Source organism: Aliiroseovarius marinus, from assembly GCF_050881025.1.
GTDB classification, from domain to species: domain Bacteria; phylum Pseudomonadota; class Alphaproteobacteria; order Rhodobacterales; family Rhodobacteraceae; genus Aliiroseovarius; species Aliiroseovarius marinus_A.
Window position 1 is genome coordinate 390,001 of record NZ_JBNNXQ010000001.1, and the last position, 17,172, is coordinate 407,172.

Here is a 17,172-nt window from a genome sequence, read left to right on the forward strand (position 1 = left end):
CTTAAACGGCACCCCGTCGATTTCTCTGTGTTTGTTTCCCCATTCCAAGAGCGCGAGAAGCGAAACCGCCAACCCCTTCCCTGCGCTTGTCAGGTGATACTCATACCGCGTGCGGGCGCCTTCGGGTTTATATGGGTGCTTTTCGACAATTCCGGCTTCGGTCATTGTTGCCAATCGCGACGACAACACCGACTTGGGGATCGAGATATCCTGCCGTATCGCCTCGAATTTGTGAACGCCGTAAAAAAGCTCGCGAATAATCAGCAAACTCCAGCGATCCCCCAACAGCTCAGCGGCTTTGGCCATACCGCAGCGTTTAGGAGAAAACTGAACATATGATTCTGAGTTTGACATTGATACCTAGCCATTCTAGCGTCATCTGAGTTCGGAAATCAAACTCAGGATTCGCACATGTCTGCTTTATCGCTTCTTTTGCTCGCCAAGATCATACTAACCCTACCACTCATCAATCTCTATCTCTTTGGGGACCAAAAGAGACTTAACAGCCTGCACGGTCAATACGGAGACAATCCCATGATCTATCGGTTTTGCGGGATCGGTCTTCTGGCACTTGTCGCCATATATGGTGCCGCTTTGACAAATTCACTATCCGGCGCGCTTCCCTTCGATCTCATTCTGGTGGGCATTGTCGTGAACTTGGGTGCCGCGACAATGTTGCTTGCATGGAATTCTCACCCCAAGCTGCGCTTTTCGATGTGGGTCTTCGGTGGCGCCGGCGCGGGATTTCTGCTGACCCTGGCCTTTCCTGATCAGGCTTTGATCCCTTTGCTCAACTCCGTCGCGTAAGACGGATAAATCTCGTTCATCGGAATGGATCGCCCGCTATCCTGCACCAGCCGCACGTGCCGCCTGCGCATCTGACGCGGCTCGGCCACACCGACCGAATGGGCGATGGTCTCGACCTCTTTCACGATGCCCTTGGCATAGCGCGCGACCTTCTCGTATTTATCCTCGGGCACCAGACCCTTTTGAAAGCGCGGATCATGGGTTGTGATGCCGGTGGGGCAGGTGTTCTTGTTGCACTTCAACGCCTGAATGCAACCCAGCGAGAACATGAAGCCACGCGCCGAGACGATGAAATCCGCGCCCGCACAAATCGCCCAGGCCACGTCACCGGGATTGACCAGTTTGCCCGAGGCGATGATGCGGATACGATCATGCAGCCCACGCGCATCCCGCAAGTCGACGATCTGCGGCAACGCCTCGCGAATAGGCATGCCCACCAGATCAATCAAAGGCATCGGCGCGGCCCCCGTGCCGCCCTCGCCCCCATCAATGGTGATGAAATCCGGGGCATCCTTGGGGTCACGCGCGGCGATCCGGTCAAACAGCTCTTCAAATGGCTCAATCGCGCCGATCACGGTTTTGAACCCAACCGGTTTGCCGGTGACCTCTCGAATATGAACAAGCATATCCAAGAGATCATCCCAATCGTCGACCTCTGGATGGCGGTTGGGCGATATGGAGGCCTCGCCTTCGCGAATGCCCCGGATCTCCGCAATCTCGGCCGAGACCTTTTCCGCGGGCAGAATGCCGCCTTTGCCGGGCTTGGCGCCCTGCGCCAGCTTCAGCTCAAACATCTTCACCTCGGGGTGGGCCGCTGCCTCGCGCAGCTTCTCGTCAGACAGGTTACCGTCATGATCGCGCACCCCGTATTTCGCGGTGCCGATCTGAAACACCACGTCGCCCCCGCCTTTCAGATGATAAGGCGACAGACCACCCTCGCCCGTGTTCATCCAAACGCCCGCTTTCGCGGTGCCCATGGACAAAGCCTCGACGGCGGGGCGTGACAGGGCACCAAAGCTCATGCCTGACAGGTTGAAGAAAGATTTGGCCTTATAAGGCATACGCGCATGGGGTCCGATCACCATGGGGGCTGTCTGGGCATATTGGCTGCCCAAGGGCGGGAAGGCTGCGTTCACAAAGATGGGCGTTCCGGTGACGGAAAGGTTGCGGGTCGACCCAAAGGCCACCGTGTTGCCATGGCCAGAGGCCGTGCGTTCCACCCAGTGACGCTGCGCGCGGTTGAACGGCAGCTCTTCGCGATCCATGGCAAAGAAATACTGGCGGAAAAACTCGCCAAGGTTGGAAAACAACGCGCGGAACCGGCCGATGACCGGATAATTGCGGCGCACCGCGTCATGGGTTTGCAACCGGTCGATCAGGTAAAGCACCACGACCACGGCCAATGCCACGCCGACCAGAAAGATCAACACCTGCGCCAAAAGCTCGATTGCCCAGAACATTGATTGCATCACATACCCTCCGTTGTCCGGGCAAGTGTAGCGCTCTGGGCGCTGGGGGAAAGACGCGCGCGCTGACATTTCCGTGGGTGCGCGCAAATTCCCGCCAGCCGCGCGCAGATACGTTTTTTGGGCAAAGCGCCGCCGATCAGCCCGGCTGGAACCGGACGGAAGCCGCCAGTGGCAAATTCCTGCTTTGGACCAGATGTTTTTCGCCTATGGGTTGAGGGTATTTTCGCGATCCCCTGCCGATTTTACCGAGACTTACCTTTTCCGGGTGAACCGGGCGGTCCCCAATGTTGGGTTGTCCCCGCGCCGTCTACCGGCGTGCTCGATAACACGAACAACTCACAACCCAACTCACGGAGTTCTACAAATGAAAATTGCATCTTTCGCAAGTGTTCTGGTCCTTGCCGCTTCAAGCGCTGCTTTCGCAGACGGGCTGGACGCAGATGGGGATGGCGTGGTGACCATTGATGAAATGGTCTCCATGTATGCAGATGTCACGCCCGAGGCATTTTCCACGGCTGACACAAATGACGACGGGACACTGGACGCGGATGAACTTGCTGCGGCTCAGGAAGCAGGTTTGATCCCCAGCGAAACCTGACGGTCCCGAGGCGCATCACGATGGCCGCTTGCCCCGATCCCCTACCACCGGGCCAAAAGGTCGCGTGACCCATCGCCTCTGGCACCATGCGTCGTCTCCCCAGACGCACCACTCACGAAAGACTGCGCCCGCCAGATATTCCCTGGCGGGCGCGACTTTATATATAGCTGTGTTCCGGGCACTTAGTGCACCACGGCATCCTCGGGCGGCTTGCGGTTGGACGATGACACGCGGTCACCCACCAAAAGCCCATCAGCGCCTGCGCTGACCGTGATGGTGTCGCCATCCATCACATCACCCGCCAGCAGCATCTCTGCCAGCTGGTTCTGAAGCGCACGCTGGATCACGCGCTTCAGAGGCCGCGCACCGAAGACCGGGTCATAGCCCTCGTCCGCCAACCACTTCTTCGCCGCCTCGTCCAGATCAAGCGAAATGTTGCGCCGCCCCAGACGTTTGGTCAGGCGACCCAGCTGAATGTCGACAATACCATCCATGTCTTCGCGGGTCAGGCGATCGAAGATGATCGTTTCATCCAGACGGTTCAGGAACTCGGGGCGGAAATGCGCGCGCACCGCGTCCATCACATCCCGCTTCGCGTCCGACGCATCCGCCCCATCGGGCAATTGGCTCAGCGCCTGCGCGCCAAGGTTCGAGGTCAGGATGATCAGCGTTTGCTTGAAATCCACGGTGCGCCCCTGCCCGTCGGTCAGGACACCATCGTCCAAGACCTGCAAAAGCACGTTGAACACATCCGGGTGCGCTTTCTCGACCTCGTCGAACAGCACAACCTGATAAGGCCTGCGCCGCACGGCTTCGGTCAACACGCCGCCTTCGTCATAGCCGACATAGCCCGGAGGCGCACCGATCAGGCGGGCGACCGCGTGTTTCTCCATGAACTCGGACATGTCGATACGCACCATCGCGCTGTCGTCGTCAAAGAGGAAGTCCGCCACGGCCTTGGTCAGCTCGGTCTTGCCCACGCCGGTCGGCCCAAGGAACAGGAACGAGCCCAGCGGGCGGTTTTCGTCGTTCAGACCAGCCCGCGCGCGGCGCACAGCGTTGGACAGCGCGGTCACCGCAGAGCCCTGCCCGATCACGCGACGGCCAAGGTCCTCTTCCATGCGCAGAAGTTTTTCGCGTTCGCCTTCCAGCATTTTCGAGGTCGGAATACCGGTCCAGCGTTCGACCACCGAGGCAATCTGTTCTGGGCGCACGGCTTCCTCGACCATCATGTCGGCCTCGGCGCCTTCGGCTTCCTCGAGCTTCTTCTCAAGCCCCGGAATGACGCCGTAAGACAGCTCACCCGCCTTCGCCAGATTGCCCTCGCGCTTGGCACCGTCCAGTTCTGCCCGCGCCCGGTCCAGCTGTTCTTTCAGATCGCGCGCACCTTCCAGCTTGTCGCGTTCGGACTGCCACTTGGCGGTCAGGCTGGCGGATTTCTCGCTCAGGTCCGACAACTCAGCCTCGAGCTTTTCAAGCCGGTCTTTCGACGCCTTGTCGTCCTCAACGCGCAGCGCTTCGGCCTCGATCTGCATTTGCAGGATCTGACGGTCGAGCGCATCCAGCTCTTCGGGTTTTGAGTCCACTTCCATGCGCAAACGGCTGGCCGCTTCGTCCACAAGGTCGATGGCCTTGTCGGGCAGGAAACGGTCGGTGATATAGCGGTGCGACAAGGTCGAGGCTGCCACCAAGGCGCTGTCCGAGATCCGCACCCCGTGGTGCAGCTCGTATTTTTCCTTGATGCCCCGCAGGATCGAGATCGTGTCCTCAACCGTCGGTTCCTCAACCATCACAGGCTGGAAGCGACGGGCCAAAGCCGCGTCTTTCTCGACATATTTGCGGTATTCATCCAGCGTCGTGGCGCCCACACAGTGCAGCTCGCCGCGCGCCAGCGCAGGCTTGATCAAGTTGGCCGCATCCATCGCGCCATCCGATTTACCCGCACCCACAAGCGTGTGCATTTCGTCGATGAACAAGATGATTTCGCCCGCCGCGGCGGTCACTTCGTTCAGGACCGCTTTCAGGCGTTCCTCGAACTCACCGCGGTACTTCGCACCAGCGATCAAGGCACCCATATCCAGCGCCATCAGCTTTTTATTGCGCAGGCTTTCAGGCACGTCACCATTGATGATGCGCAGGGCCAAGCCTTCCGCAATCGCGGTTTTACCCACGCCGGGCTCACCGATCAGAACCGGGTTGTTCTTGGTGCGGCGACTCAGCACCTGCATCGCGCGGCGAATCTCTTCGTCACGCCCAATAATCGGGTCGATCTTACCCTCAGCAGCCGCCTCGGTCAGATCGCGCGCGTATTTCGACAGCGCTTCATAGCTGTCTTCGGCACTGGCACTATCTGCCGTGCGGCCCTGACGGACCTGATTGATCGCGGCGTTCAATTTCTTGGCGTCCACGGCACCCGCATCCAACGCATCCCGCGCGTTCGATTTCACAACGGCCAAAGCCGTCAGCAGCCGTTCAACAGGCACAAAACTGTCGCCCGCCTGTTTGGCCAGCTTCTGCGCCTCGTCGATCACGCTGGCCGTTTTATTGTCCATATAGACCTGAGCGCCATCGCCCGTGACCTTGGACAGCTTGCCAATCGCCGCATCGACGGCCGCACGCACGCGATCGGGCGCACCGCCTGCCTTGGTGATCAGGTTGGCGCTCATGCCTTCCTCGTCATCCATAAGGGCCTTCAGCAAATGTTCGGGAACCAGTCTTTGGTGGTTTTCGCGCATGGCGATGGTCTGTGCAGCCTGAATGAAGCCGCGCGACCGCTCGGTGAACTTCGACAAGTCCATATCACTCTCCTTCTCAAGCGCCCATATTCGGAATGCCCGCCCCTGCGGCACATTCCATTGGGCCTCAGTTTCAAAATGGGAAGCACCTGACAAAAATACAAGATGACGCGACTTTCCAAATAGTCCCCTAAATAGTGAACGAATTTTGCCACAAACTTGAGGCAGATTCGTTGTGTTCACAGTAACGAGGGGACCGAAAATGCGCGTCACTGATGTCGAGATCTCAGAAACAGTCTTCAACGCCCAAGCCGGGGCGCATTTCGCACAGGTGGTGCTGCGCCTGTCCGACGCGGCGGGCAATCTTGTCAGCGACGGCTATTACCTGTCTCGCGCCGCTATGGATGAACATGCAGAGCCGATGACCATTCGCAAAGCACTGATCGACGACGCCTTGCGGCAAGCGCGCCGCATGCCGGAATATCGCAATGGCAGGCAGGAATTGTCGATGGATGCCGACTACGGCCCTATGGTCGCCTGATTGCCAAACATCGCAGCTGCGGTTACCACGGGGCCAAATAAAGGAGCCCCACCATGTCCGACGACCGCCTGATTGTTGCCCTTGATGTCCCCAATGCGCTGGAGGGCCTAAAAATGGCCGAAACGCTGGGGGATGCGGTGAATTTCTATAAGATTGGGCTTGGCATGCTGACCGGAGGTGGTTTGGCGCTGGCCAACGAGCTCAAGACTGAGCTGGGCAAGAAAATCTTCCTCGACATGAAACTTTTCGACATCGGCAACACGGTCGAGGCCGCGGTACGCGGTCTGGCGCAGTTTGATCTGGATTTCCTGACAGTTCATGGCGACCCCCATGTGGTGCGGGCCGCTCAGGAAGGTAAAGGCGCCAAGGATATGAAAATCCTTGCCGTGACCATCCTGACCTCGCTGGACCGGTCGGATCTGGATGCAAGCCTGATCAAACAAGGCGACGTGCAGGACCTGGTTCTGGAACGCGCCGCGCGCGCGATGGAGGCCGGTGCCGATGGGGTCATCGCCAGCCCGCAGGAGGCCAAGCTGATCCGCGCCCTGCCAGAGGCGACGGGCAAATTGATCGTCACGCCGGGCGTGCGGCCCGCAGGGACGGCATTGGGGGATCAAAAGCGGGTGGCCACCCCCGCTCAGGCCATTCAGGATGGTGCGGATCATATTGTGGTTGGCCGCCCGATCCGAAATGCAGAAAATCAGCGCGCGGCCGCCGAAGCCGTGCTGGCCGAGCTTGCGGCCATCTGAGCCTACAAACGAAAAACCCCGCCTCGGTGTCGAGACGGGGTTAAAAACTGGGTGCGTCGAAACCGAAACGCGCTACATTTCATTGATATCCGTATCCCATGTTTTGGCCTGCCCCTGACGCACGCCGAAAACCCGCCGCATGCCAATCCATGCCGCGATCGAGATCACGGCAAAAACCACCAAAAGCCACGGCAGGCTGGGCGATAGTCCCAAAAGCAGCAACAGCCCAACGACCCCCGCGCCAACCGCGAAGCCCAGGAAAATGAAACCAGGTGCCAGCATTTCAAGAATGCCCAACGCAATCGCGCCTGCCACCCAGACCCACCAAACAGACCACAACATCACGATTTCCCCTTCAACAACTTGAACGCATCCCCGAAGGCATCAATCGCATGGGCCGGCAAAATGACGGTCTGCTTGCCCTCTCCCGCGCCGACGGCGGTCAGGGCTTCGACCTGTTTCAATGCCACCTGATACTGCGCGGCCTCGATTCCGTTTTCCTTGATCGCCTTGGCCACAACCTCGGTGGCATAGGCTTCGGCATCCGCCGTGATCCGGCGCGCCTCGGCCTCTTTCTGGGCGGCATAAAGCTCGGCATCTGCGGCCAGTTCCACAGCCCGGCGCTGGCCCTCGGCCTCGGTGACCTGCGCCCGCCGCGCGCGTTCCGCATTCAACTGCTGCAACATCGCCTCGCGGGTGGCCGCATCCAGATTCACGTCCAGAATCTCGGCCCGCGTGACTTCGATCCCCCAGTCATCCACCGCATCGGCGACCTGCTGTTTGATCTGGCTGATCAGCTGCTGTCGGTTGGATTGCACCTCGTCCAGCTCCATCTCGCCGATGCCCGCGCGCACGATGCCCGCCACCGTGGTGGCAATCGCTGCATCCACGTCGCGGATACGGTAGACCGTCTTTTCAGGCTCCAAGATACGGTAGAAAACGCTGGTTTCCACCTGCACCAACACGTTGTCCGAGGTGATCGCGTCCTGACTGGCGGTGGGCAACTGGCGCTCCAGAATGCTGACCTTGTGGCGCACGCGGTCCAGAAACGGCACGATGAAGTTGATCCCCGGCCCCAATACCGACTGAAGACGTCCGAACCGCTCGACCACGTATTTCTGGCTCTGCGGCACGATCTTGACGCCCAGAAAAACGGCAAGGATCAGGAAGAAAGCAAGCAGCAGCAATACGGCATTGCCGCCGCCAAGCTCGGCTGGAATCTCGTTCATAAAAAGGACCTTTCACTGTCAGTCATTGTCTTAAAGATGGGGGCTTTTGGCGGGATTTTCAATCCGTCATAGCCCCAACCCAACCAGTGCCAGCCGCAATCGAGGTTTGAAGGTCGGGATGGCACGCGGGTCATTCAGCCAACGTTCTGGCGACATCAACCGCCAGCGCTGCCCCTCATCCCCAAACTGGATTTGATCCTCATGACCTTTGGGCAGTACTGCGCCAAACCACCATGACCGCTGGGCGCGATTGTCCAGATTTGGGAAGTCCTGCGCCCAGACAAGCGCCGAAGGAGGCAGCGCAAGCCCCAGTTCTTCGTGTGTTTCGCGCAAAACACAGTCCGCGGGGCTTTCCATGCCTTCGCGCCCACCGCCGGGAAAGTCCCACATATTCGGCCACACAATGTCAGGACGATCATCGCGCAGGATAGTCACCAGCTGATCACCAATCACCAGCACCAACTTCGCCCCGTTGAAGTCCTGTTTTTTCATGAGCGCACTCTAGGGTTTGTGACCCGCCCGCGCATCCGCTAATTTCACGCCATGCCATCGCTGTGCCGATCTTGCCTGACCCCCTTTGATGCGGGGCGCCGCTGCCCCAAATGCCGCAGCCCACGGGTAATATCACATCCCGAACTGTTTGAGCTGAGCATCGCGCACATGGATTGTGACGCCTTTTATGCCTCGGTCGAAAAGCGCGATGCACCCGAGCTGGCTGACAAGCCGGTGATCATTGGCGGCGGGCGGCGCGGCGTGGTGTCAACCGCCTGCTATGTGGCCCGCATTCGCGGGGTGCGGTCGGCCATGCCGATGTTTCAGGCGCTGAAGCTTTGCCCCGATGCGGTGGTGATCCGCCCGCGTGGCAGCCACTATGCGGCCGTGTCAAAGCAGATCCGGGCAATGATGGATGACCTGACCCCCTCGGTGGAGCCCCTGTCGCTGGACGAAGCTTTTCTGGATATGACAGGCACAGACAAGCTTCACCACGCCGCCCCAGCGGTGATGCTGGCGGGGCTTGTGAAACGCATGGAGGATGAACTTGGGCTGACCGGGTCCATCGGGCTCAGCCACAACAAGTTTCTGGCCAAAGTGGCCTCGGATCTGGACAAGCCGCGCGGGTTTTCCGTGATCGGGAAAGCCGAAACAGCCGATTTTCTGCGCGACAAACCCGTGGGGCTGATCTGGGGCGTGGGCGGCGTCAGCCAAGCCGCGCTTGATAAAGCGGGCATCCGCACATTCGCAGACCTGCTGAGATGGGAAAAGGATGACCTGCTCCTGCGGTTCGGCGGTATGGGCGAACGGCTCTGGCATCTGGCGCGCGGCGAGGACCGGCGCCGCGTCAGCGCGCATGCGCCAGTGAAGTCCATTTCCAAGGAAACGACCTTTTTCGAAGACACGTCAGATGCGGATCTTCTGGATGGCCACTTGTGGCGCCTGTCCGAACAGGTCGCCGACCGGGCAAAAGCAAAAGACCTTGCCGGTCAGGTGGTCACGTTGAAACTGAAACGCGCGGATTTCCGCAGCCTCACCCGGCAAAGCAATCTGGGCGACAGCACCCAATCGACAGACCGCATATACCGCACAGCGCGCGGGCTTTTTGACACCGTGATCGCCGAAGGACCATTTCGCCTGATCGGCGTCGGCATCAGCCACCTTGGCCCGGCGCAGGACGCCGACCGTTCTGATGACCTTCTGGACCCGAACGCCGCAAAACGGCGCGCCGCCGAACGCGCCACGGACAAGTTGCGTGAGAAGTTTGGCAAGTCGATCATTCGCAAGGGGCGAGCGCTGCGCTAAAGCGTTTCGACTTATTGTTGAGGCACAACAATGAGACGAAACGCGCGGAACCTACCCACGTTGTGGGCGTTTCGAAATCAACTTATGTCTCAAGTTAATCTCGAAACGCTTTAACGCACTCCAAAGGCTATTCGGCCGCCAAAGCGATATCGCCTTGCCCGATCTCTACAAGATCGGCGATGACATCCGACAACCGATCCCGCACCGCGTGGAAATTCGCATTCGGGCGGATCGAGGCCTCGTTCATGTAAAGCGCGCGGTCAATTTCGACCTGCACCACATGCTGCCCACGCGATGGGCGGCCATAGTGGTGAGCCATATAGGCCCCCGCAAACGGGGTGTTGCGCGATGTGATGAAGCCGGCGCGCGTAAAGGCCGCTTCGACCTGCTCCACGATCCGGCTGTCCGCCGAAGCCCCAAAGCGGTCCCCCAGAACCACCTGTGGTGCGGGGCAATTGCGACTGGCCAGACCGGCCACGGCTTCATGTGGCATGGAATGACAATCGATCAGGATCGCCTGACCAAAACGCGCACGTCGCTGATCAAGCAACGCCTGCAATGCCCGGTGATAGGGATGCCAATAGCTGTTCAGCCGCCGTTGCGCCTCTCCCAGTGTGATCTTTCCACGATAGATGGCCCGGCCACCCGAGACGACGCGCGGAATGACCCCCAGCCCCGATGTCACCCGCGCATTGGTATGGCTGTGGCGCAAGCCTTTGATCAGCGCGGGGTCCAGTTCGTCGGCGCCTCGGTTCAGATCCACATAGGCACGCGGCGCATTTGCTGTCAGAAAAGCCGCGCCATGACGGGGGGCCGAGGCAAAAAGCTGGTCGACAAAGGCATCTTCAGAGGACCGGATTGCGCGCTCGTCCAAAATGGAGCGATCAAGGAATTCCCATGGGTAATGCCGCCCGCTATGGGGCGAGGCAAACAGCACCGCGCTGTTCAATTCGGCAGGTTCAGCAAGATGGAAAGGTTCTTGGGACATGCACACCTCTTTGTCATTACATATAAAGGCAAAAATTCTCTGACCAAAAGCCCTTGCACATGACCCCGACTCCTTTTATAGGAACGCGAACCGGCGCGGGAATTCCCGCGTCGCGTTGTTTGGATTGGCTCTTTTGAGCTTGTTCAGCTAAGATTTTCGGGCGATTAGCTCAGCGGTAGAGCACTTCGTTGACATCGAAGGGGTCACTGGTTCGATCCCAGTATCGCCCACCATGAACCGCCGGACGACTGCAGGGTCAGATGGCAAAATGAAGCCTAGGCGCAACCGCAGCGCCGCGTTGAAGGAGATGGACCATGAAAGTTCGTAACTCGCTCCGCTCGCTGAAAAACCGTCACCGCGATTGCCGTATCGTGCGCCGTAAAGGCCGCGTATACGTGATCAACAAGACGCAGCGCCGGTTCAAAGCCCGCCAGGGCTGATCGCTTTAGCAGCGTTCGTTGAAAAGGCCGCCCAATGGGCGGCTTTTTTGTGTCTGATGCATGGGAAGCAGCCGAGACAATAACCGGGCCCACAGAATAACCGGGCCCACAGATCGTTCCTGCCCGAAACAAGAAAAAGGGCCGGGTTGCCCCAGCCCCTTCCAGGAGGAAACTCTGGTTGAAGTGTTTCGGTCTCAGTCGTAGACGCGCTGATCGTCGATGACGATGCCATCGTTGGGCAGACTGCCGGGGGTCACCAGCTCGATCTTGCCTTTCAGCTTCAGCGTATCGGCCACCGACTTGGCATAGGCATCTGCATCGCCTCCCTCGGCCTCGACCTGCACGGTCATCGCGTCCATTTCGCCAACACGGGTGGCAATCACGCGGGCCTTGGCGATCTCGGCATGTTTGGCGACGAAATCTGCGACCTGCTCGGGGCGCACGAACATACCCTTGATCTTGGCGGTTTGGTCAGCGCGGCCCATCCAGCCTTTGATGCGCATATTGGTGCGCCCACAGGGGCTGACACCGGGCAGCACAGCCGACAGGTCGCCCGTGGCAAAGCGGATCAGCGGGTAATCGGGGTTCAGCGTGGTCACCACGACCTCGCCCACCTCACCGGGTGCCACGGGGTCTCCGGTGCCGGGGCGCACGATCTCGACGATCACGCCTTCATCGACAATCATACCTTCCATCGCATCGCTTTCATAAGCCACGTTGCCCAGATCGGCAGTGGCATAACTTTGCAGGCAGGTGATGCCACGATCCGCATATTCCTGACGCAGGCTGGGAAAGAGCGCCCCACCGCCCACGGCCGCTTTGGTGATCTTCAGCTTGATGCCATCCGCATCCGCACGGTCGAGGATGATTTTCAGATAGTCCGGTGTGCCTGCATAGGCCGTGGTGCCGATATCTGCAGCCGCGCGCACCTGCAATTCGGTCTGGCCAACACCAGCCGGAACAACAGCCGCGCCCACCGCACGTGCACCGTTTTCAAAAATCATGCCAGCAGGGGTCAGATGATAGCCAAAGCAGTTCTGAACGATGTCCCCTTTTCCAATGCCACAGGCATTCAGAAAGCGGCCCATGCGCCACCAGTCATGACCGACACCACCGGGTTCATAGATCGGGCCAGGGCTTTGAAAGATATGGGAAAACTCATGGGTCGGCAGGCCACCAAACCCGCCCAGAGGGCCGTTTTCAGCCTGCGATTTGCCAATCTCGGATTTGCGCAACACGGGAAGTGCGGCGAGCGCCTCGGCCGAGGTGATCTTGGCCGGGTCCACATCCGCCAGAAGCGTGGCGTAACCGCTTAGCGCCTTGGCTTTGGCAATCTGCTTGGGCAAGGCATCGGCCAGACCAGCAGCGCGTTCATCCGCCGAGCGGGTTTCAAGGGTGTCGAAATACTCAGACATGGTGGGGACCCTTTCGTTGCAGCGGCAGCGTTGAGCAGGGGGAAACCCGGCCATGCGCTGCATGCAATTGTATACCTATGTTGGTTTGCGTTAGTGTGTGCTGCAACGCAGCATGGGCCGTTTCATCATGATCGACATGACAGACCGCATTCTTTTTGACGAGACCACCCAGATGGTCGAGATCGATTTCTCGGGCCTGACCCTGGGCAGTTCGCAGATCGTGAACGATGTCTACGACCAGATCCACGCGGCGATTGCCGCAAGTGGAGAAGACAAGTGGTTCATCTTGCTGAACGTCACCGGCATGCGCGTTGACAGCTTTGCCTGGACCTCGCAAAGCCGACGCGGCAAGGCGCTGACCAAAGCGCATAGTCAGGGCAGCGTGAAGCTGGATGACAGTGACATCACGCGCAAGGAACTGGCGCGCACTGCGGGAACCGATGCGTTCAATCCGAACCTGTTCGCGGGTCGCGATGCGGCCCTGGCGCGGATCGCCAGCTTCCCCTCGCAACGTGTGGCGAAACTGGACCGGACGCCGCAATATGATGCGGCGCAGATCTCTGGCCGATTGACGTTGACCGATACCGGCCGGTTGGCTGAAATTGACCTGTCCGGCCTGACCCTGCGCCATTCTGGCGACGTCGATGTGGTCTATGGCACCATCGCGATGATGTTGGAGGAAACCGGTCAAAAATGGTTCTTTCTGATCAACACTGAAGGGCTGCGCGTTGAACAGCCCGCATGGCTGTCCCAATCGCGCGCGGCCAAGCGGTTGCGTCTGAGCTACGCGCTTGGGCAGGTTGGATACGGCACAGCCGAACCCCGTGACAATGCGGCGCAAATCGTGGCGCTGCACCAACCCGAACCGCGCGACCGTAGGGCCGCGCTGGCCGAGTTGGACGCCATGCGCGCCCGCGTGGCCTGAGCGACAATTCACGCGGGCTACGGCCCGGCCAATTGCGCGCAGGGCACCCGTCGACACACGAGGTGCCGACAATTTATGCCACGTTTTCAAGTGCATCAGGCCAGCCAACGCTTCCGGCGGCGGTAAGACCGTACATCACGGAAGCTCTTGCGGCCTTCGTCGGACATGCCGAGATAAAACTCTTTCACATCCGGGTTTTCGCGCAGTTCTGCGGCCGGGCCGTCCATCACGATGCGGCCGTTTTCCAGAATATACCCGTAATGGGCATATTTCAGCGCCACATTGGTGTTCTGCTCGGCCAAGAGGAAGGTCACGCCCTGTTCTTCGTTCAGACGTTTCACGATCTCGAAGATCTGCTCCACAAGCTGCGGGGCCAGACCCATCGAGGGTTCGTCCAACAAGATCATCTCGGGGTTCGACATCAGAGCGCGCCCCATGGCAACCATCTGCTGCTCACCACCAGACGTATACCCGGCCTGGCTCTTGCGGCGCTCTCTCAAGCGCGGAAAATATTCATAGACCATCTCAAGATCGCGCGCGATCGCGGCCTTGCCCTGGGTGCGTGTATAAGCGCCCGTCAGCAGGTTTTCTTCAACCGTCAGGTGTTCAAAACAATGGCGGCCTTCCATCACCTGAATGACCCCACGCTTTACCAAAGCGGCCGGGTTCTGTTCGGCAATGTTTTCGCCCTTGTGCTCGATCGAGCCCTTCGTGACTTCGCCGCGTTCGGCTTGCAGAAGGTTCGAGACAGCTTTCAGCGTGGTCGTCTTGCCCGCGCCGTTGCCGCCCAGAAGGGCCGTAATACCACCCTTGGGCACGGTCAGGCTTACGCCTTTCAACACGAGGATCACGTGATTGTAGATCACCTCGATATTGTTGACCTCCAGAAGGGTCTCGTCTGTCTTTGCGGCGTCCAGCATATCAGGTCGTCCTGTTCGTAATCATGTCCCTGGGGGGTGTCCGGGCCCTGTCAGGCCCGGACGGTTTCGTCACAAAGCGTTGCTCAGTTGCAGCGCTCGGTGATGCTGTTTTCAGCGGCATAGGCAGCCGAGTCTTCGTCGATCAGCGGCTGGATCACATCCATGTCCGACGCGCCGAAGTCAGAAATCAGCGCCCACTTGCCAGCGGCAGCGTCCCATTGCTGGATCGCACCAGTGCCCGGTCCGCCGTGGTTCTCACAGCTTACGGTGAACGAGGGGCCAAAGCCGCCCATGCCCAGTTCGGCCATGCGTGCTTCGGTGATTTCAAGCGCTTCCAGACCGTCGCGCATCTGCGCTGCGGTGATGTCTGCGGTGCCGCTCAACTCCTGAGCTTTCTTGGCAGCCTCTGCCAACAGCATCGCCGCATAGACGCCACGGTTGTAGATAGCTTTGCCGATGTTGTCGCCCGCACCAGCCGCTTTGCCAGCATCCACAACGTGTTTCTGAATGTCAGCAAACACCGGGAAGTCGTCACCAACCGCGTGGAAGGTCACAGCCTTGTAGCCATTGGCTGCGTCGCCAGCCGGGGTCACATCGTGGTCACCACCCGACCACCACACACCGATGAAGTTCTCCATCGGATAGCGGATGTTGGCGGCTTCCTGAATGGCAACCTGGTTCATCACGCCCCAGCCCCACATCAGGACATTGTCGGGACGCTCACGACGGATCTGCAGCCACTGCGATTTCTGTTCCTGACCGGGGTGGTCAACAGGGATGGCAACCAGTTCGAAGCCGTGCTTTTCAGCCAGGCCTTCCAGCGTGCGGATCGGCTCTTTGCCGTAGGCAGAGTTGTGGTACAGCAGGGCGATTTTCTTGCCCTTGATGTCGCCGCCATTGATCTCGAGCAGGTGGTTCACAGCCAGCGAAGCCGCGTTCCAGTAGTTGGCCGGGAAGTTGAAGACGTTCGAGAACACCTTGCCGTTGGCTGCCGAGGTACGACCGTAGCCGGGGGTGTAGAGCGGAATGTTGTCAGCGGTCACTTTGGGGATCAGCTGATAGGTGATGCCGGTCGACAGCGGGTTATACACCAGAGCGCCTTCGCCCTTGGTCGACTCGTAGCATTCAACGCCTTTTTCGGTGTTATAGCCGGTTTCACATTCGATCACGTTGACCGCGACGCCACCGATACCACCGTCACGTTCATTCAGAAGCGTGAAATAGTCGGCAAAGCCGTCAGCATAGGGGATGCCGCCCGCGGCGTAAGGGCCGGTGCGATAGCTGAGCGAGGGGAACACCAGATCCGCAAGGACCGGGGTCGCCACCATAAGGGCCGTAACGCTGGCCGCTGCAAGTTTCGTAAATTTCATTTGCTTCCTCCCTAGATAGCAAGTGTTTGTGCCCATTCGGGTCACGTTGGATCGGTGGGCTGATCCTCCTCCTCGAAGGATCAACACACCAGATGGATGTCCGGGGCCCTTAGTGCGGGAAGGGCCACAGACGCAGTTTCTCTTTCGTCAGGCGCCACAGTTGCGCCAGACCGTGCGGTTCGAGGATCAGGAAGATCACGATAAGTCCACCGACGATCATGAACTCGAAATGCGCTGCCAGATCGGTCGGCCAGCCAAGGCCACCCACCAGCACGTTCTTCAGCAGAACCGGCATCAGGACCATGAAGGCTGCGCCTGCAAAGCTGCCGAAGATCGACCCCAGACCACCGATGATGATCATGAAGAGGATCAGGAACGATTTGGCGATGCCGAAGCTTTCGCCTGCTTCTGCGGCGCCAAGATACACGGCGAAGAACAATGCGCCAGCAACACCGACAAAGAAGGACGAGACCGCAAAGGCCGTCAGCTTGGCCATCAGCGGGTTCACCCCGATGATCTCGGCCGCAATGTCCATATCGCGGATGCCCATCCACTGGCGCCCCATCATGCCGCGCGTCAGGTTGCGGGCCACCCAAGCCAGCACCACGACGAACACCAAACAGATCAGGTATTTCGCCCAGGCTTCCGTATTAGGGCCGGTCACGATCACGCCGAAGACAGAACGCTCAGGCGCGTTGATCTGCCCAGATGCCGAGTAGTTGTAGAACCACGGCACCTTGTTGAAGACCCAGACCAGAAAGAACTGGGCAGCAAGCGTGGCCACGGCAAGGTAGAACCCCTTGATGCGCAGCGACGGCAGGCCGAACAGGACCCCAACGACGGCGGTGATGCCACCGGCCAGCAATACGTGGATCACGATCGACACCTCCGGGAAGGCAACCATCAGCTTGTAGACCGCATAAGCGCCCACAGCCATGAACCCCCCGGTACCCAGTGACACCTGACCAGCATAGCCGGTCAGGATGTTCAGGCCCAGCGCCGCGATGGCGTAGATCAGGAACGGGGCAAAGACCGAGTTCACCCAGTAGTCGTTGACGAAGAACGGGATGACGCAGAAGGCCACGAACATCGCGATATAGTACCCCATGCGATCCAGGCGGATCGGGAAGGTCTGGTTGTCGTCCTTGTAGGACGTCTTGAAATCACCGGCTTCACGGTAAAACATGGA

At 59.4% G+C, this 17,172-nt stretch carries 18 protein-coding genes and 1 tRNA gene (1 of these 19 only partly in view); 8 read left to right on the forward strand and 11 right to left on the reverse strand.

What is annotated here, in order from left to right:
* A protein-coding gene (locus ACRY08_RS01815) for a winged helix-turn-helix transcriptional regulator (RefSeq protein ID WP_432448118.1) crosses the window boundary here: on the reverse strand, positions 1–306 show its 5' portion. Its footprint begins 111 nt before the window's first position; the window shows 306 of its 417 coding nt (coding positions 1–306); the start codon lies at positions 304–306; its stop codon lies beyond the left edge, outside the window.
* 105 nt (positions 307–411) lie between these two features.
* On the opposite strand from ACRY08_RS01815, the gene ACRY08_RS01820 reads away from it, so the two are divergent.
* Positions 412–807: a hypothetical protein gene (locus ACRY08_RS01820; RefSeq protein WP_432448119.1), complete on the forward strand. Its 396-nt coding sequence runs from the start codon at positions 412–414 to the stop codon at positions 805–807.
* Here the strand turns inward: ACRY08_RS01820 and ACRY08_RS01825 are convergent.
* Positions 771–2,276 (reverse strand): FMN-binding glutamate synthase family protein, encoded by a 1,506-nt coding sequence (locus tag ACRY08_RS01825; RefSeq protein WP_432448121.1) that lies wholly within the window; start codon positions 2,274–2,276, stop codon positions 771–773. The two genes, ACRY08_RS01820 and ACRY08_RS01825, sit on opposite strands and share 37 nt — an antisense overlap.
* A gap of 364 nt (positions 2,277–2,640) precedes the next feature.
* Here ACRY08_RS01825 and ACRY08_RS01830 point away from each other — a divergent pair, with 364 nt between their 5' ends.
* A complete protein-coding gene (locus ACRY08_RS01830; RefSeq protein WP_432448123.1) occupies positions 2,641–2,874 on the forward strand; it encodes a hypothetical protein in 234 nt (77 codons plus the stop codon).
* Between the two features lie 182 nt (positions 2,875–3,056).
* Here the strand turns inward: ACRY08_RS01830 and clpB are convergent, their stop codons facing one another.
* Positions 3,057–5,672 (reverse strand): ATP-dependent chaperone ClpB, encoded by a 2,616-nt coding sequence (gene clpB / locus ACRY08_RS01835; protein WP_432448124.1) that lies wholly within the window; start codon positions 5,670–5,672, stop codon positions 3,057–3,059.
* A gap of 199 nt (positions 5,673–5,871) precedes the next feature.
* Here clpB and ACRY08_RS01840 point away from each other — a divergent pair, with 199 nt between their 5' ends.
* The gene (locus ACRY08_RS01840; RefSeq protein ID WP_432448125.1) at positions 5,872–6,150 is read left to right on the forward strand and encodes a hypothetical protein; all 279 of its coding nucleotides are present in this window, start codon (positions 5,872–5,874) and stop codon (positions 6,148–6,150) included.
* 53 nt (positions 6,151–6,203) lie between these two features.
* Complete coding sequence (pyrF, locus tag ACRY08_RS01845) at positions 6,204–6,899, forward strand: orotidine-5'-phosphate decarboxylase (RefSeq protein ID WP_432448127.1); 696 nt, start codon at positions 6,204–6,206, stop codon at positions 6,897–6,899.
* A 72-nt stretch (positions 6,900–6,971) separates the two neighbouring features.
* Here pyrF and ACRY08_RS01850 read toward each other — a convergent pair whose 3' ends face one another.
* The 3 genes from ACRY08_RS01850 to ACRY08_RS01860 all read right to left on the reverse strand — a co-directional run bounded on the left by ACRY08_RS01850 (position 6,972) and on the right by ACRY08_RS01860 (position 8,620).
* On the reverse strand, positions 6,972–7,241 hold the full coding sequence (locus tag ACRY08_RS01850) for an NfeD family protein (RefSeq protein WP_432448128.1): 270 nt from the start codon (positions 7,239–7,241) through the stop codon (positions 6,972–6,974).
* Positions 7,241–8,128: an SPFH domain-containing protein gene (locus ACRY08_RS01855; RefSeq protein ID WP_432448129.1), complete on the reverse strand. Its 888-nt coding sequence runs from the start codon at positions 8,126–8,128 to the stop codon at positions 7,241–7,243. The genes ACRY08_RS01850 and ACRY08_RS01855 overlap by 1 nt, the downstream gene beginning before the upstream one ends.
* A gap of 66 nt (positions 8,129–8,194) precedes the next feature.
* On the reverse strand, positions 8,195–8,620 hold the full coding sequence (locus ACRY08_RS01860; protein ID WP_432448130.1) for an NUDIX hydrolase: 426 nt from the start codon (positions 8,618–8,620) through the stop codon (positions 8,195–8,197).
* 51 nt (positions 8,621–8,671) lie between these two features.
* On the opposite strand from ACRY08_RS01860, the gene ACRY08_RS01865 reads away from it, so the two are divergent.
* Positions 8,672–9,925 carry a DNA polymerase IV gene (locus tag ACRY08_RS01865; RefSeq protein WP_432448131.1) on the forward strand — a complete coding sequence of 418 codons (1,254 nt, stop codon included), beginning with the start codon at positions 8,672–8,674 and terminating at the stop codon, positions 9,923–9,925.
* A gap of 127 nt (positions 9,926–10,052) precedes the next feature.
* Here the strand turns inward: ACRY08_RS01865 and ACRY08_RS01870 are convergent, their stop codons facing one another.
* Positions 10,053–10,913, reverse strand: a complete 861-nt coding sequence (locus ACRY08_RS01870; protein ID WP_432448132.1) for an N-formylglutamate amidohydrolase — start codon at positions 10,911–10,913, stop codon at positions 10,053–10,055.
* A 158-nt stretch (positions 10,914–11,071) separates the two neighbouring features.
* On the opposite strand from ACRY08_RS01870, the gene ACRY08_RS01875 reads away from it, so the two are divergent.
* Together ACRY08_RS01875 and ykgO are read left to right on the forward strand one after the other, a co-directional pair.
* Positions 11,072–11,146 (forward strand) — tRNA-Val (locus ACRY08_RS01875).
* Between the two features lie 81 nt (positions 11,147–11,227).
* Complete coding sequence (ykgO, locus tag ACRY08_RS01880) at positions 11,228–11,353, forward strand: type B 50S ribosomal protein L36 (RefSeq protein WP_039685556.1); 126 nt, start codon at positions 11,228–11,230, stop codon at positions 11,351–11,353.
* Between the two features lie 194 nt (positions 11,354–11,547).
* Here the strand turns inward: ykgO and ACRY08_RS01885 are convergent, their stop codons facing one another.
* Complete coding sequence (locus ACRY08_RS01885) at positions 11,548–12,768, reverse strand: phenylacetate--CoA ligase family protein (protein WP_432448134.1); 1,221 nt, start codon at positions 12,766–12,768, stop codon at positions 11,548–11,550.
* A gap of 112 nt (positions 12,769–12,880) precedes the next feature.
* Between ACRY08_RS01885 and ACRY08_RS01890 the strand changes: the two genes are divergently transcribed.
* Positions 12,881–13,693, forward strand: a complete 813-nt coding sequence (locus ACRY08_RS01890) for a hypothetical protein (RefSeq protein ID WP_432448136.1) — start codon at positions 12,881–12,883, stop codon at positions 13,691–13,693.
* 95 nt (positions 13,694–13,788) lie between these two features.
* Here the strand turns inward: ACRY08_RS01890 and ACRY08_RS01895 are convergent, their stop codons facing one another.
* The 3 genes from ACRY08_RS01895 to ACRY08_RS01905 all read right to left on the reverse strand — a co-directional run bounded on the left by ACRY08_RS01895 (position 13,789) and on the right by ACRY08_RS01905 (position 17,169).
* Positions 13,789–14,613 carry an ABC transporter ATP-binding protein gene (locus tag ACRY08_RS01895; protein WP_432448137.1) on the reverse strand — a complete coding sequence of 275 codons (825 nt, stop codon included), beginning with the start codon at positions 14,611–14,613 and terminating at the stop codon, positions 13,789–13,791.
* Between the two features lie 83 nt (positions 14,614–14,696).
* Complete coding sequence (locus ACRY08_RS01900) at positions 14,697–15,983, reverse strand: ABC transporter substrate-binding protein (protein ID WP_432448138.1); 1,287 nt, start codon at positions 15,981–15,983, stop codon at positions 14,697–14,699.
* 109 nt (positions 15,984–16,092) lie between these two features.
* Entirely contained in the window at positions 16,093–17,169 is a 1,077-nt protein-coding gene (locus ACRY08_RS01905; RefSeq protein ID WP_432448140.1) for a branched-chain amino acid ABC transporter permease, read from the reverse strand.
* Positions 17,170–17,172 lie beyond the last annotated feature (3 nt).

Bases quoted from the DNA above. Each gene is read 5' to 3' on its own strand.
- ACRY08_RS01820 (WP_432448119.1), top strand. From the start codon at position 412: ATGTCTGCTTTATCGCTTCTTTTGCTCGCCAAGATCATACTAACCCTA.
- ACRY08_RS01825 (WP_432448121.1), bottom strand. From the start codon at position 2,276: ATGCAATCAATGTTCTGGGCAATCGAGCTTTTGGCGCAGGTGTTGATC.
- ACRY08_RS01830 (WP_432448123.1), top strand. From the start codon at position 2,641: ATGAAAATTGCATCTTTCGCAAGTGTTCTGGTCCTTGCCGCTTCAAGC.
- clpB (WP_432448124.1), bottom strand. From the start codon at position 5,672: ATGGACTTGTCGAAGTTCACCGAGCGGTCGCGCGGCTTCATTCAGGCT.
- ACRY08_RS01840 (WP_432448125.1), top strand. From the start codon at position 5,872: ATGCGCGTCACTGATGTCGAGATCTCAGAAACAGTCTTCAACGCCCAA.
- pyrF (WP_432448127.1), top strand. From the start codon at position 6,204: ATGTCCGACGACCGCCTGATTGTTGCCCTTGATGTCCCCAATGCGCTG.
- ACRY08_RS01850 (WP_432448128.1), bottom strand. From the start codon at position 7,241: ATGTTGTGGTCTGTTTGGTGGGTCTGGGTGGCAGGCGCGATTGCGTTG.
- ACRY08_RS01855 (WP_432448129.1), bottom strand. From the start codon at position 8,128: ATGAACGAGATTCCAGCCGAGCTTGGCGGCGGCAATGCCGTATTGCTG.
- ACRY08_RS01860 (WP_432448130.1), bottom strand. From the start codon at position 8,620: ATGAAAAAACAGGACTTCAACGGGGCGAAGTTGGTGCTGGTGATTGGT.
- ACRY08_RS01865 (WP_432448131.1), top strand. From the start codon at position 8,672: ATGCCATCGCTGTGCCGATCTTGCCTGACCCCCTTTGATGCGGGGCGC.
- ACRY08_RS01870 (WP_432448132.1), bottom strand. From the start codon at position 10,913: ATGTCCCAAGAACCTTTCCATCTTGCTGAACCTGCCGAATTGAACAGC.
- ykgO (WP_039685556.1), top strand. From the start codon at position 11,228: ATGAAAGTTCGTAACTCGCTCCGCTCGCTGAAAAACCGTCACCGCGAT.
- ACRY08_RS01885 (WP_432448134.1), bottom strand. From the start codon at position 12,768: ATGTCTGAGTATTTCGACACCCTTGAAACCCGCTCGGCGGATGAACGC.
- ACRY08_RS01890 (WP_432448136.1), top strand. From the start codon at position 12,881: ATGGGCCGTTTCATCATGATCGACATGACAGACCGCATTCTTTTTGAC.
- ACRY08_RS01895 (WP_432448137.1), bottom strand. From the start codon at position 14,613: ATGCTGGACGCCGCAAAGACAGACGAGACCCTTCTGGAGGTCAACAAT.
- ACRY08_RS01900 (WP_432448138.1), bottom strand. From the start codon at position 15,983: ATGAAATTTACGAAACTTGCAGCGGCCAGCGTTACGGCCCTTATGGTG.
- ACRY08_RS01905 (WP_432448140.1), bottom strand. From the start codon at position 17,169: ATGTTTTACCGTGAAGCCGGTGATTTCAAGACGTCCTACAAGGACGAC.